This window comes from Paenibacillus sp. 01T47, from assembly GCF_056398245.1.
In genome coordinates, this window is the sequence record NZ_JBFTPA010000027.1 from 1 (window position 1) to 14,293 (window position 14,293).

The window sequence follows — 14,293 nt, forward strand, 5'->3', positions numbered from 1 at the left end:
TGAACGGGACATTGAAGCCTACATTCACTTTTACAATTACGAACGATTACAGGCGAAACTAAACGGCCTCAGTCCAATGGAGTTTAGGACTAAGGCCGTTTAACAGGTTTTATTATTTGTAATGTCTACTTGACGGGGTGCAGTTCATTAAACGGCAGCCTCTTTGAGCAATATTTATTTACTTATATGTTTAATACTCCGTATGAAGAATGGGAAGATTGGTAATCGCATCAAAAGCTCACCTAATTACTACAATAATTAAATATTCTATTGTGTGTTAAAATAAATTTGAATTAAATAAAGTTTAGATGGAAAATGGAGGAGCTTTTTATGACAATAGAATCACAAAACGATATTGATGGTCTAAAAGAAATTGGAAAAATCGTTGCTTTGACGATTAATGAAATGAAACGTCACACGCGAGTTGGAATTACGACAAAGGAACTGGATGATATTGGGGGGCGGATTTTGAAAAGTCATGGGGCTGTGTCGGCGCCTCAGATAACTTACAATTTCCCTGGTAACACATGTATTAGTGTTAACCACGAAGTTGCACACGGAATACCGGGAAATCGAATCATCCAACCAGGCGATTTAATAAACATCGATGTTTCTGCAGAACTTTGCGGCTATTTTGCGGATGCTGGACATTCTTTTCCGATAGCTCCATATGAGCCATCACTAATGCGTCTGTGTCAATACACACACCATACAATGATGAAAGTAATCTCTTCACTTAAGCATGGAGTGAAATTGAACGAAATCGGAAGGATTATTGAAATCGAGGCTAAAAAAGGCGGCTATAATATAATTAAGGATCTGTGCAGCCATGGTATTGGCAAATCTCTGCACGAGGCCCCAGTAGAGATTCTACCCGTTTATAACAAGCACGATAAACGGGTATTGAAAGAGGGCATGGTAATTACAATCGAGCCCTTTTTATCTACAGGTGCTGGGTATGTCGTTGAGCAGCCGGATGGATGGACTTTATGTACCCCCGACAATAGCTTTGCAGCACAACATGAACATACCATAATCATAACAAAGGATCAGCCAATAATCGTGACTGCAGCATAGACCATTAGAATGACTGTAATTTCATATTGTGTTATACACCATTTATGGACATCCGTTTTAGAAGAGCGGATATGTCCATTTTTTATTGTAAATATAGCCCCGCATTCCGCTCTTTTCAAAAATTACTCGTACGCTGTACACGCTTGTTTCCTGTTAACAAAGTAAGCCCGAAGCTTAGTATGAGGACGCTTCCGGCAACCACATATGGAAAGTTCACATTTACATCGAACAGGATTCCGGCTGCTATCGGTCCGATAATATTGCCCAGGCTGGTAAAGGCAGAGTTAAGTCCTGCCACATATCCCTGCTGTTCATTCGCAACCATGGACATTTGCGTGCTAATAGCGGGGCGTAAAATATCAATGGACAAAAATATAACAAAAGTAACTGCAAAAATCAGCCAATATTGATGAACGAACAACGTCAGCAGGACGAACACCCCTGAAGCGAGCAGACAAAGTGTAATGACCCGCTTTTCGCCGAAACGGTTGATGAGCCAGCCGAAAATGGATAACTGAATGACTGCGCCTCCAATGGACGCAAAGGTGAAAATGAAAGCAATATCCTTCGGTGTGAAGCCGAGCTTATGGTCGACGAAGAGGCCGAATACTGCTTCATAATTGGCAAGCCCAAAGGACATGACGAAAACAAGGAGTAAGTTTATAAAATAGGGTTCGCGGTAAGCGAAACGCAACTGTTGGAGCAGACTCTTTTGGGGCTCCCGATTAGACATTGCCTTTTCGCTAATCTCATCTTTTTTCACAGTAGATGGCATCGATTCCCGCAGAACAACTGTTGTAAGAACTGCAGCGACCAGGCCGGCAATCCCTGCAGCATAGAACGGTACGCGAATGCCGAACTCCGCAAGATAGCCTCCAATACCAGGACCAATAATGTAGCCAGTCAAAAAGGAAGCATTGATAAAACCCATCCCTTTGGCACGTTCTTCCTCGGTAGTAACATCTGCCGCGTAGGCAATAACTGCAGGCATGATGAACGCTCCGCTAATGCCGCCCATCATCCGGGATACAAAGAGCAGCAGAGCAGAATCAGCCAAACCGAATATAGCTTCGGCGCAAGCGAAGACCATCATTCCGGCAACAATGATGCGCTTGCGTCCGAAGGAATCGGATAACCGTCCCGCCAGTGGTGAGAAAACCAGCTGTGTAAATGCGAAGGAGGCGGTAAGCAAGCCGGCAGTGCTGCCGTTGATATCAAGCATTGTGATGTATTTTGGTATAACTGGAATGACCAGTCCGATACCAGCAAAGACCAAAAATAAATTAAACATCAGAAGTAGCATGGCTCCCCGATTTTTGAGCAATAAAGCCATCTAAATTCTCCTCTAACTCGCTTACTGAGTATTTACTTCAAATACATTTCTTTCTCAGATGCCAGCCTAACCTATTGCAAAGACCACCCATCATAAACCTATCCATTTTCACTCCTCACTTTGTAAATATATATGTATATAAAGTATACAAACAAATGTATTATACAATTATTTCAGTGTCAACAAATACTTTGTAAAATAATTTGTTTACTATGTGGAAAAAATTCATTAGCAAATCAATTTTATGTTTGGACAAGCTGGAAATTATGAAGTAATATTCAATAATTATCTTCCGTTTTATTTGTAGAAGTATTTAGTAGTCGTAATAGAAGAAAATATCTTTGAAACTCTTAACAAAATTGTAATGGAAACGATTAATCTTATAGGAGGGATCATGTTGCAGCAGCTCTTTAACGATATGATTAAGCTTGACGTTAAGCCGTTCCTTTCCAAGCGTGGCTTCATGAGGAAGAGTTTGAATTTCAATAAGACGACAGAAAACCTTATCTACATGTTCAATTTCCAAAAGTCTTCTGGCAATTCAGCGGACAATGTAATGTTTTATGTGAACTGCGGTATTTATGCACCGGATTTGGCACTGATACAATCGAGGGAAATTCTGACTGCTCCCCAAGAAGCGGAGTGTCACTTCAGAGCAAGAATTGGAGAAATTGTTGAGTCTGTTCCAGATCGTTTTTCAATCACTCCTGATACGAATATGGATGATTTAAGAAAAACGCTGTTAAGTGGAGTAGAAGAGGTTATTCATTTCTATGATACGATGACCAGTGCCAGATCCCTTGTTGATTATTACACTTCAGGTCCATTTCTACATCTGGGTGAAGAGAGCTTTCATTTACTGTTACAATCCAATGATATAGCAGCGGCTAAACATTATTTGAAGGCATTGCAGGAAAAGTACGGAACAGAAAAGCGATGGACTATATTCGAAAATAAATATAAAACCATCTTCAATAAATACGATGTGGAATTTGATAAACACCTCTGATCTGATACGAACAAATGAATAGTGCAAATAGAAGTTTTGCCGCCTATAGGGCGGTTTTTTTATTTTTAAAGGATAAATAATCGATTGGTGCCTTCACCTTCGTTGTAAAGCACAGTAGAGAATTACTTTATTGAGCAGATCTTAGAAGAAATCTTTTACTTAGAACTATCGAAGGCCCACTTACTTAATATCTTATAAGAAATTCTTGAAATGACAGAAATTTATCTGATAGGGGGGTGCTATTATACAAATATAAATAAAGACGAGGTGATGACATGCAATCGAAATTGGCAGCGGAAGCTATTCCCCTCTCCAAAAAGCGGAATTCGTGGTTAAGGACCATACAAAAGTATAAAGTGATGTACCTTCTATTAATTCCGGCATTGGTTTATTTTGCCGTATTCAAATACATCCCATTGGCCGGAATCATTATTGCTTTTAAAAACTACAATCTGGCTTTGGGGTTATGGGATAGCCCGTGGGTCGGATTCAAAAATTTCACAGATTTTATTAACGGCGTTTATTTCTGGGACATCATGAGAAACACGATAATTATATCGCTGTATAAGCTATTGTTCGGTTTCTCCGCTCCCATCGCACTTGCCTTGCTTCTTAATGAAGTTCATACCCAATGGTTTAAGAAAATCGTACAAACCATTACTTATTTACCCCATTTTCTGTCTTGGGTCATTGTTTATGGATTGATGGTTGCATTATTGGCTCCGGGTGATGGCCTCTTTAATATGATTTTGAAGGAAAACGGTTTTGATCCCATCTCCTTCCTAACGGAGCCTGCTTGGGGAAGACTGCTGGTCATCTCGTCTGAAATATGGAAGGACATCGGTTGGGGAGCGATACTATACCTTGCCGCATTATCAGGGATTGACCCAAGCTTATATGAAGCAGCTCGAATGGATGGCGCTTCCAAATCAAGACAGCTCTGGCATGTAACCTTGCCCGGCATTCGAGGAGTCATTATTCTGATGCTCATTCTTAAATTGAGCCATATTCTGGACGCTGGTTTTGACCAAATCTTCATGTTTGCCAATACTTTTAACCAGGAGAAAATCGATATTATCGACACATGGGTATACCGCGAGGGGCTGGAGCGTCTTAAGATTGGCCTCGCAACTGCTGTAGGATTGTTTAAAGCTGTCATCGGATTTATTTTAGTATTGGCTGCAAACAAGCTTGCCAAAAAATTCGATGGGCAAATTTGGTGAGGTGGTATGAGATATGATTAAGCTGACGATCGGGGAAAAGGTATGGCAATCAGCCGTTTATTTTATTCTTATTATGTTATCGCTGCTTTGCTTGCTTCCCTTTTTATATGTGGTCGCTGTTTCGGTAACACCGGAATCGGAAGTTTTAAGAAGAGGGATTGTGATTATACCAGAATCCTTTACCTTTGCAGCCTATAAGGAAGTATTCATTTCTAATGGTATAGGGCAGGCGTATAAAATTACGCTGTTCCGAACGATTGTAGGCACGGCGTTAAATGTGTTTTTTACGGTAATTGCGGCGTACCCGTTATCCAAAAAATATTTGCCGGGACGCAGTCCGTTTTTATTATTCATTGTGTTTACCATGATGTTTAGCGGGGGATTAATTCCGACTTATTTGTTAATCCGCTCTTTGGGGATGTTAAATAGCCCATGGGTTTTAATTGTTCCGCATCTCATTAGTGCATTTAATCTGGTGATCATTAAAGGCTTTTTCGAGCAATTGCCTGCTGAAATTGAGGAATCGGCGAGAGTTGACGGCGCAAGTGAACTTCAGTCGCTATGGAAAATCATTTTACCGCTTTCCATGCCTGTCCTCGCCACGATTTCCCTATTTTACGCAGTAGGGCATTGGAACAGTTATTTCGATGCGATTGTGTATATCAATGATGCGAATTTAATGCCACTTCAAGTTGTCTTGCGCAACATTCTGCTTAACATTGCAAATCAAAGTGCTGAGTCGATGGCCAATACCGGAACGGTTAGCCAGTTCGCTGTTCAAATGGCTGCTGTTGTCGTGACTACGGTCCCCATTTTGATCGTGTATCCATTTATGCAAAAGCATTTTACCAAGGGTATGCTCATGGGATCGATTAAAGGTTAAAAAGCAAATCTTATCTAGGTTGTTACGGGAAACCGTGATAATATACAAGCAAAGGAGAGGTCAATATGCAAAGAACAAAGATATCATTTGCCATTCTGGCTGCTATTGTAGGGCTGGGAACGCTATTGTCGGGATGTGGGGATCAAGAAGAGGAGGTTAAGCCGACAGCTTCGAGCAGTTCACCATCCACGGATAACCCGTTTGCGAAAAAAATGAAAATCACGATGTTTAACCAAGGCACGTTCAACGCTGCCGCTCCGATTCCTCCACGCGATGAAGACATTCAACGGCAAATGCTGGAGAAGGCAGTGAACATCGACTTGGATATGACGATTCCTCAGGCTGGGCAATCAACAACCAAACTAAATACGCTTATTGCAGGCGGAGATATCCCGGATTTGCTTTTCTTAAAAAGTCGGTCCGATCTCGCGCAATATTATGATCAAGGCGTTCTTGCGGATTTGACACCGTATCTGGATCAATTCCCTGAACTTCAGAAACGATTTAGCAGCGACTCCTGGGAGGCGATGTCCTATCAAGGGAAAACCATTGGAGTTCCAGGTTATGATAATGTAAACGGTATCAGCCGAAGCTTCTTCATCCGTAATGATTGGTTGAAAAAGCTGAATATGGAAGTGCCAACGACACCTGACGAGCTGTTTGAAGTCATGAAAGCCTTTACAGAGAAAGACCCGGACGGAAACGGAAAAAACGATACGTACGGATTCATCGGCGGCATGAATAAAGAGGGCAGTTTGCAAACCTACGGCTTCGATAGCTTGATGTGGATGTTTGGCGTCAATCCTCCATCAGCCATTGAAGTGAAAGATAATGAACCGGTATTTCTATTTATCGATCCCAAAATGAAAGAAGCGCTTGCTTACATTAATAAAATGATGGCAGCCAATGTGGTAGACCCCGATTGGGTGACGATGACCTCGCCTGATTTGTTGGACCAAAAGCTATTTAAAGGGAAAGTCGGCTTCATGATCAGGGATGCGCGCAGGCTGGAGCCGGATTATCAGCAGAAAATGAAAGAAATCAGCGGAGAGGTGCCGGAATGGATCGTTATTCCTCCAATGATAGGTCCTTACGGCGATCAAATCGTAGAGAGAAAATCGTTCCAAGGCAATTCATGGGCCATCTCCAAGAAAGCGGATAAGGACAAAATCATTCGGATCTTGTCTATGCTGAATTATCTCTTTACGGACGAAGAAGCCTATCCCAATTTTGCATACGGAATCAAAGGAATTCATTGGGATGTAGTGGATGGCAAGATCAAAAATAAAACGTCCGAATTATCGAAGGAAATGAAAGAAAAGTACCTATGGGTCGATCATTACAGAATGCCGCGCCGTGGTGACGATGCCGAGTATTTCAGCTTCCAGAATCCTAAGACGGCAGAAGCTTTCGTGAACAACCAGCAATATGTGGGGCCAACGCTGCCTGGAAACTTGTTGACCGCAGACCCTAGCGATACCTTGGCAACTGACCGCTCGCGTTTCATTAATGAAAGCTTAGTCAAATTTATGACGGGCAAAGACCCTCTATCCAATTGGGACAATTTCCTCCAAACGTTGGATACCAAGTTTGACATGAAGAAATATAAGGAAACAGCAATCAAGCAATTTAAAGAAGCAGGCTTAATCAAGTAAATGAACGAAGAGAGTGGCTATCCGTAGCCCCTCTCTTTATTGTCATTTTAATACGGACTCAAAAAGGAAGATGCGCAATGCGAAGAAGAATCAGCTTGCCTTTAAAATTATTTTTTATCGTGTTTGCGTTTGTATTAGGCTGCATAATCTTGATAAGCCAATTGTCCTATCGCTATGTCCAAAAGGAAATAAGAACCAATGACATCTTCTACACCAACCAAATACTTGACAAGGTCGATCAGTATTTCACCGTTAATTTTTCCTCCTTCCAGACGATCCTGTTCTCGGTCGAAACATCGGTGAAAGCCAACATAGACAATACGGAAGTAATCAAAAAGCAATTAAGAGAGCTATATGAACTCAACAGCAATTACGTCAGTAATATTTATTTGATCAAGAGCGATTTATCCATTGTAGGCGGAAGCACGCCTACCCGTATTTTCGATGAACCGTTAGCGGAAAGAGAGCCTTTATTTCATGCAGCCGACAAGAACAGAAGGACGACCTTCGTCAGTGATCCTTACAAATCCAAGTATTCCGGCTGGACAGTTACGATGGTTCGATATCTGAACGGCGCTCCGTTTCCGATGGCCATTGCCGTAGATTTGGATCTAAATGCTATTGAAGAAACCTTGTTCAAGATTAATAAGCAGGAACAAATGAATTTGGCTCTGATCACCGCATCGGGTAAGATCATTGCCGGATTTTCGGAAAATAGAGGACCGCTGAATGTTCAAGATCATACTTTTTCAATCGGGGAAACGTCAGCAGAACAAATTCTGGATACGGCAGAAACAACCCTTCAACTGCATACCAAGGACGGCATGCCGGTCTCCCTTCTGAAAAAACCGACGGAGAAATTCAATTGGACCATTATTTCGATCAATGATGAATCACGCTTGAAAGCCGCTTTGTCCAGATTGGAAACCTATTATATCGAGCTTCTAGCCGCAGGTCTTCTCTTAAGTTTGTTCGTTTCTTTTTTTATTGCCAAGTATATAAGGACTCCGCTCTATGCGCTCAAATCAAAAATGAAACGGGTGGAACAAGGCATCCTTACAACGACAATAACGATTAAACGAAACGATGAGTTCGGAGATCTCTCCCGCGCCTTCGACCGTATGCTGCAGCAAATTGTGGAATTGATACGACGAGCGGAGCTTCATAATGAGCTTGAGAGGAAGCTGGAGATTCAAGTGCTGCAGTCTCAAATCAACCCTCATTTTCTGTATAACACGCTTGGTTCAATCAGCAATGTTATTCGTCTCGGACAAATAGAGAAAGTAGATGTGGTGATCGGATCGCTCATTTCATTATTGGAATATGGGATAGATGACGCTTCAGAGAAGGTTTCCCTACATCAGGAATTACGAAATGTAGCGGACTACATCGAGATCCAGAACATCCGGTATAACAGAAACTTCCACTTGATTGAAAATATCGAAGCAGGGTTAATAGATTTCCCAGTTTTTCGAATGCTGCTGCAGCCCCTTGTGGAGAATAGTATCTTCCATGGCTATAACGGAGGAGGGATCGAAGGCCCGATAACGATTCATGCGTACAGGGAGGGAAGCATCGTCATCATAGAAGTCGTTGATCAAGGCGAGGGAATTCCAGCTGATAAAATAAAACATATTTTGGTTTCAGAACCGAGTGATGTGGAAGTGAAAAGGAAAAGAATCGGGTTAAATAATATTCATGGCCGAATTAGACTTCACTACGGAGAACAATACGGGCTCCAAATCGTTAGCATACCTAAGGAAATAACCCGGGTACGCGCCATATTCCCAGCAGACTTGCTAAAAGGAGAAACATAATGGTGAGAAACTATACCTGCTTCATTGTTGACGATGAAGACCTGATCATTCAAAGATTGGAATTGTTTTTTAACGAGCTCTCTCATAGGGATAAGCGATTTGTTCTAGTGGGAAAAGCCAATAATGGGCTGAATGGGATCGAGGAAATTTTAAAGCTTAAGCCGGATATCGTAATATCCGATATCGTTATGCCGAGAATGGATGGAATCTCCATGATTGAGCAGCTAAAGCCGGAGCTCCCTCATACCCAATACATCCTTTTGACCGCCTATTCATCCTTTGAATACGCCCAGCGAGCTATTCATGCCAACGTATTGGAGTACATTGTTAAAGTTCCGCTGAAGGAAGCGGATTTAGATCGGGCCTTATCTAAGGCGGCTGGGATTTTAAATGAAGTGAAGAAAAAAGAAGCGGAATTTCAATCGTTAAACGTATCCGTGCTTGAAAATAAATATAGAGTCCGAAAGCAATTTTTTAACGAACTGATCAGAGGCGAAATTCCTTCCCATCGGGCATCGGATTTTGCCAATCGCATGCAGTTCCATTTCTTTCAAGCCAACTATTGCTGCTTCATTGTTGAAATGAATACGTATGAAAGTTTCCGGAACGAATACTCAGCCGCTGATCAAAACATCTTGAAATATGCGATGACGAATGTAATCGAGGAAACGGTGATGAATGGTGGAAGCGGCGTAGCTGCGGATCTGTCCGATAATCGCTTTATTGGTTTTCTTTCCTGGGAAAATAACCGCAGTGATATGGAAACGGAATATGCTTGCCAATCATTGGGAGGGCAGATCGTCTCTCATTTGCAGCAATATTTGAATCAAAGGGTATCCGTCGCTTTTGGAGGTCCGCATCGAGGCTGGGAATCGATCAAACAAGCGTACATGGAAGCTAAAAATGTGAGTGAGGATTTCTATTATCATACAGAGAAAATAGTAAAAACACCCATGCATCGGTTCCAATACCATAATGACAAAAAAGCAGACTTTCATCAGAAACTGGCTGATTTTCTTATGTGGGTGAAAAGGAAGATTTCCAAGGAAGAGCTGGAGAAAGAACTTGCTGATTTGAACCAATTTGTTTCGGACCATAAAATCCATAAGTCTATCATGGCACCCATGCTTCGAGACTTGTATAGAGACATTACTATAAAGTTTAAATCAGGGAACAAGCTGGCCACAGAAGTAGCAGAATTCCCCATGGAATTTATGGCATTTCAAGATCAGCTTGCCTATATTGGCGACTTCACATTCGAATATGTCCATGCTGGCCAGGTATTACATCGTACAGAAATCATGAGTGCTATGTTGTTTATAGAAAAAAATCTGAAACAGCGTTTAACGCTGGAGGCTATTGCCGAGGATGTGAATTTGGCTCCGTCGTATTTTAGCAGCTTATTCAAAAAAACAATGAACGAAGGCGTGATCAGCTACATCAACCGTAAAAAAATTCAATTAGCTCTCGAGCTGTTGAATGTTCAGGATTATTCTTTATTGGAATTGTGCGAGGAAGTAGGAATCGTCAATGAAGGTTACTTTTGCAAACTATTTAAAGAATATACGGGTGAGACTCCTAAGCAATATCGGATAAAAATGACACGGTACGAATCCAAATAAGGTTGCAAAAAATGTATGATTTTTTCGCGAAATCATGTAAAAAAAAAGGGACCAAAACAATTACCATGATAGAAGGATCTAATCATGGAGGTTATCAAAATGGAGCTTATAAAAGCAGATGTAACCGTCGTAGGCGGAGGTATTGCTGGAGTTTGTGCTGCTATTGCTGCCGCACGCCAAGGGCTGCAGGTTACACTAATTAATGATCGGCCGGTTCTTGGGGGAAATGCGAGCAGCGAGGTCAGGGTTCATATCAACGGGTCGGCATATCTCGGAAACAGTCCATCCTATTATGCTCGTGAGGGCGGGTTGGTAGAAGAACTCAAGCTGAAGATCTTTCATTATAATCCGTTATACAATAAGAAGCTTATGCTTTCGCTTTCGGATACGGTCTTGCTCGACATGGTTTATGCTGAGCCTAATATTTCTCTATTCCTGAATACATGCGTGCATGAAACGGGGATGGAGAACGGCAGAATTCAATGGGTGGAAGGCCTACAACTCGCTTCTGAAAGAAAATTTCGTTTTGAAAGCCGAACCTATATCGATTGCTCCGGCGATGGCATTGTTGGATATCAAGCAGGTGCTCACTTCCGATGGGGAAGAGAGGCGAAGCATGAATACAACGAGGATTTGGCTCCCGAAGTGGCGGACCATTACACCATGGGTGATACGATTCTGTTTCAAGCCCGTAACGTAGACTATTCCGTTCCTTACAAAAGACCTGGCTTTGCGTACGATATTACGAAGTTGCCATTTTTTGATAGTATTAGAAAAGGCTTAAACCATCGCTCTTTTCCAAGGAAAATCAACGGGCTTGGCGGATTGTGGTGGCTCGAATACGGCGGGCATATGGATATTATCAAGAATAATGAAGACATCGCATTGGAACTGCGGAAATTGGTATACGGGATTTGGGATTATATCAAAAATAGCGGCGAGTTTGATGATGTGGACAATCTCATCCTGGATTATGTATGCCCGATTCCGGGAAAGCGGGAGTCGAGACGGTTCATAGGGGAGCACATGCTGTCTCAGAACGATCTTACAGCAAAGCCTCATTTCGAGGATGCAGTATCTGTCGGAGGCTGGTATATGGATCTGCATGCGAATAAAGGCATCTACGATGAGGGGCCGGCTACAGCGTGGAATTTCGTGCCGGGATTGTATAATATCCCTTTCCGCAGCTTATTTTCACACAATATTCCTAATCTCATGTTCGCTGGCCGCAATATAAGCGCTACCCATGTCGCTTTCGGGTCTACAAGGGTTATGGCAACCTGCGGTTGTATGGGGCAGGCGGTAGGAACGGCTGCTGCATTATGCTTAAAATACGAGGCAGACCCCGCGGAAATAGTCACAGCCCATATGGGTGAGCTTCAAGCGCAGCTGCTTCGAGACGGGCAAACGATTGTAGGGCTTCAAGAGGAGTTGGATCCTTATTTCGCTGACGGATTAACGATTCATGCCTCGTCTCAGCGAAGCTATGATAATCTTCATTCAACCGAAGAGATTTCCTTGGAGAACGCGTTATGTTTGGTCTTGCCGATTCAGACATCCACGGCTGAAAGCGTACGAATCAAAATTAAAAATAGATCTGAACATTCAGAAACTTTGCAAGTGAAGCTGTTTGGCGGGGAGCGGAAGGAAAACTATATTCCTGCCAGCGAGCTGAAAGATTACCGATTAGTTATAGCAGCAGGTCACGATGACTGGATTACGCTGGACCTCAGCTGCAAGAAGCCGGCTGACGACAAAATCTACATCGTACTGGAAGGTGCGGCGAGCCTTGCTGTATATGGAAATGAAGAGAAGTTGACAGGAGCGGTCAGCTTCCATTATAGGCCAGACGTTCCGTCTAAGCTGAAGAAGCTTAATAAGAACATTTGCTTCAAAGACCTGGTGCCATCCCAAAATATGTATAGCCCAGAGAATGTCGTCAATGGCTTTTCCAGACCTTATGGTCTGCCGAACGGTTGGATATCTGAACGTACGGAAGGACAGGAATGGTTGGAATTCTGCTTTGCAAGCCCCAAAAATGTGGAGGAAATCCATTTGGTGTTCAATTCACGGCTGGATTTGGAGCATTTCGACGATCCGATCGAGCTCCTTATCCAAGATTATGATGTGACCTTGACCTTAGAAGACGGAACCGAAAGTAAAATCATTATCCGCGGTAATTATCTGACACTGAATAAACATAAGGTGGATGCGAAACGCGTAACCCGAATCCGGATTCATTTCTGTGCAACCTACGGTTCTCCTTACTATGAAGTGTTTGCTGTAAAATGCTTTGCTCCGAAATTAATAAGTGAGGGCAGGTGAAGTCGCGATGAAGGAACTATTCCCTCGAAGAGGGCTGCCTAATGTCATTTCGAAGTTGGAAAATGGGGAAACTGTGACAATTGTCTATTTTGGCGGCAGCAATACGCGTTCTCAAGGATATAGGGTCATGACGGGAGATTGGCTTCAAAGTAAATATCCCAATTCGGAAATCCGCTCTGTGAACGCAGGCATTGATGGGACAGGATCAGACCTCGGCTGCGCCCGCTTGGAGACGGATGTACTGCGTCATCAGCCTGATCTCGTGTTTGTCGAATTTGTTGGTAACGATGGCGGAGTCCCTGAATCCAAGGCGCGGATCGAAGGAATTGTCCGACAGATCCGCAAACGAAGCCCATTTACCGACATTTTGTTCGTTTATACGCTGAAGGAGCGAGATCTGCCCTTATTTCAAGCTGGCGAATACCAGAAGGGGGCTATTATGCAGGAGGAAGTGGCTGATTATTACGGTATTCCTTCCATTCATCTGGGCGTAGCGGTCAGTCAATTGGTTTCCGATGGAAAGCTCATTTTCACCTCAAGGGCAGAACAGTCCAATCCAGGAGCCGTTATTTTTACGCATGATTCGGTCCATCCGACAATTCCCGAAGGGCATCAGATTTATACAGATACGATTACCCGGTCATTTGAGAAAATAAGCGAGCTTCGCGATCATCAGGGAAGATTGGAACATCACTTGCCTCGGAATTCGTTGGTCCCAGCTAATCCATGGGAGTATGCATCCATGCTGCCGCTGGATAATCTTACTCTTTTTTCGGAAGGATGGTCTTACATGACCCCCGATGATTTTGCGTTAGTGCGCGAGTACAATTGGTTGTTCCCTGGCCTATGGCGAGCTGTCGATCCTGGAGAGGCTATCACAGTGCAATTCGAGGGGACCCATATCGGGTTATTCGATATCGGGGGGCCTGATTCTGGCCGATTGAAGGTATCAGTTGATGGAGGTGAACCCTTCCTTATCGATCGATTCACACCCTATAACGATCATAATCGAAATCAATATGTTTTCTTGCCGGAGCTACCGAATGGGAAACATACGGTTCGCTTCGAAGTCGATCACGAGAAGACAGACAAAGCGGCCGTGTTTGAGGCAAGCGGCAATGCAAAAAGTATGGAACATGTTCGGCAGCATCCAGCTTGGTATGATCAAACGGTCATTCAGCTTGGGAAGCTGCTAGTGGTGCAGCCGCCATTATAATAGATTTGTCCACTTGGAAAACCTACATCCTATCTGACTGCAATTGAGCGGTCAATTAGGATGTAGGTTTCTTTTTTTTAGATATAAGAATTTTTGATAAAATATTTTATATGTTTCACGCGATAAAGTATTC

Annotated in this window: 11 protein-coding genes; 10 read left to right on the forward strand and 1 reads right to left on the reverse strand. The window is 42.8% G+C overall.

Features of this window, described 5'->3' with window-relative positions; genetic code table 11:
- Window positions 1-10: 10 nt before the first annotated feature.
- Both AC1DOV_RS31100 and map read left to right on the forward strand, forming a co-directional pair.
- Window positions 11-103, forward strand: coding sequence for an IS3 family transposase (locus tag AC1DOV_RS31100; RefSeq protein ID WP_477510785.1), 93 nt, complete (start codon window positions 11-13; stop codon window positions 101-103).
- Window positions 104-330: 227 nt separating this feature from the next.
- Complete coding sequence (map, locus tag AC1DOV_RS31105; RefSeq protein WP_441883142.1) at window positions 331-1,077, forward strand: type I methionyl aminopeptidase; 747 nt, start codon at window positions 331-333, stop codon at window positions 1,075-1,077.
- A gap of 115 nt (window positions 1,078-1,192) precedes the next feature.
- On the opposite strand, the gene AC1DOV_RS31110 is transcribed toward map, so the two are convergent.
- Window positions 1,193-2,410, reverse strand: a complete 1,218-nt coding sequence (locus tag AC1DOV_RS31110) for an MFS transporter (RefSeq protein ID WP_477551868.1) — start codon at window positions 2,408-2,410, stop codon at window positions 1,193-1,195.
- 394 nt (window positions 2,411-2,804) lie between these two features.
- On the opposite strand from AC1DOV_RS31110, the gene AC1DOV_RS31115 reads away from it, so the two are divergent.
- The 8 genes from AC1DOV_RS31115 to AC1DOV_RS31150 all read left to right on the forward strand — a co-directional run bounded on the left by AC1DOV_RS31115 (window position 2,805) and on the right by AC1DOV_RS31150 (window position 14,160).
- Window positions 2,805-3,419: a DUF4304 domain-containing protein gene (locus AC1DOV_RS31115; protein ID WP_477551869.1), complete on the forward strand. Its 615-nt coding sequence runs from the start codon at window positions 2,805-2,807 to the stop codon at window positions 3,417-3,419.
- Window positions 3,420-3,694: 275 nt separating this feature from the next.
- Window positions 3,695-4,642, forward strand: a complete 948-nt coding sequence (locus tag AC1DOV_RS31120; RefSeq protein WP_339209232.1) for an ABC transporter permease — start codon at window positions 3,695-3,697, stop codon at window positions 4,640-4,642.
- Between the two features lie 13 nt (window positions 4,643-4,655).
- Window positions 4,656-5,525 carry a carbohydrate ABC transporter permease gene (locus tag AC1DOV_RS31125; protein ID WP_339209231.1) on the forward strand — a complete coding sequence of 290 codons (870 nt, stop codon included), beginning with the start codon at window positions 4,656-4,658 and terminating at the stop codon, window positions 5,523-5,525.
- Between the two features lie 65 nt (window positions 5,526-5,590).
- The gene (locus AC1DOV_RS31130; RefSeq protein ID WP_477551870.1) at window positions 5,591-7,180 is read left to right on the forward strand and encodes an extracellular solute-binding protein; all 1,590 of its coding nucleotides are present in this window, start codon (window positions 5,591-5,593) and stop codon (window positions 7,178-7,180) included.
- Window positions 7,181-7,257: 77 nt separating this feature from the next.
- The gene (locus tag AC1DOV_RS31135; protein ID WP_477551871.1) at window positions 7,258-8,997 is read left to right on the forward strand and encodes a sensor histidine kinase; all 1,740 of its coding nucleotides are present in this window, start codon (window positions 7,258-7,260) and stop codon (window positions 8,995-8,997) included.
- Entirely contained in the window at window positions 8,997-10,619 is a 1,623-nt protein-coding gene (locus AC1DOV_RS31140; RefSeq protein WP_477551872.1) for a response regulator transcription factor, read from the forward strand. Before AC1DOV_RS31135 ends, AC1DOV_RS31140 begins: the two co-directional genes overlap by 1 nt.
- A gap of 99 nt (window positions 10,620-10,718) precedes the next feature.
- Window positions 10,719-12,944 (forward strand): FAD-dependent oxidoreductase, encoded by a 2,226-nt coding sequence (locus AC1DOV_RS31145; RefSeq protein WP_477551873.1) that lies wholly within the window; start codon window positions 10,719-10,721, stop codon window positions 12,942-12,944.
- A gap of 7 nt (window positions 12,945-12,951) precedes the next feature.
- Entirely contained in the window at window positions 12,952-14,160 is a 1,209-nt protein-coding gene (locus tag AC1DOV_RS31150) for an SGNH/GDSL hydrolase family protein (RefSeq protein ID WP_477551874.1), read from the forward strand.
- Window positions 14,161-14,293 lie beyond the last annotated feature (133 nt).

What these genes read in the sequence shown, in the direction of transcription:
- AC1DOV_RS31120 (WP_339209232.1), top strand. Translation starts at nt 3,695, where the DNA reads ATGCAATCGAAATTGGCAGCGGAAGCTATTCCCCTCTCCAAAAAGCGG.
- AC1DOV_RS31130 (WP_477551870.1), top strand. Translation starts at nt 5,591, where the DNA reads ATGCAAAGAACAAAGATATCATTTGCCATTCTGGCTGCTATTGTAGGG.
- AC1DOV_RS31140 (WP_477551872.1), top strand. Translation starts at nt 8,997, where the DNA reads ATGGTGAGAAACTATACCTGCTTCATTGTTGACGATGAAGACCTGATC.
- AC1DOV_RS31110 (WP_477551868.1), bottom strand. Translation starts at nt 2,410, where the DNA reads ATGGCTTTATTGCTCAAAAATCGGGGAGCCATGCTACTTCTGATGTTT.
- AC1DOV_RS31135 (WP_477551871.1), top strand. Translation starts at nt 7,258, where the DNA reads ATGCGAAGAAGAATCAGCTTGCCTTTAAAATTATTTTTTATCGTGTTT.
- AC1DOV_RS31115 (WP_477551869.1), top strand. Translation starts at nt 2,805, where the DNA reads ATGTTGCAGCAGCTCTTTAACGATATGATTAAGCTTGACGTTAAGCCG.
- AC1DOV_RS31145 (WP_477551873.1), top strand. Translation starts at nt 10,719, where the DNA reads ATGGAGCTTATAAAAGCAGATGTAACCGTCGTAGGCGGAGGTATTGCT.
- map (WP_441883142.1), top strand. Translation starts at nt 331, where the DNA reads ATGACAATAGAATCACAAAACGATATTGATGGTCTAAAAGAAATTGGA.
- AC1DOV_RS31125 (WP_339209231.1), top strand. Translation starts at nt 4,656, where the DNA reads ATGATTAAGCTGACGATCGGGGAAAAGGTATGGCAATCAGCCGTTTAT.
- AC1DOV_RS31150 (WP_477551874.1), top strand. Translation starts at nt 12,952, where the DNA reads ATGAAGGAACTATTCCCTCGAAGAGGGCTGCCTAATGTCATTTCGAAG.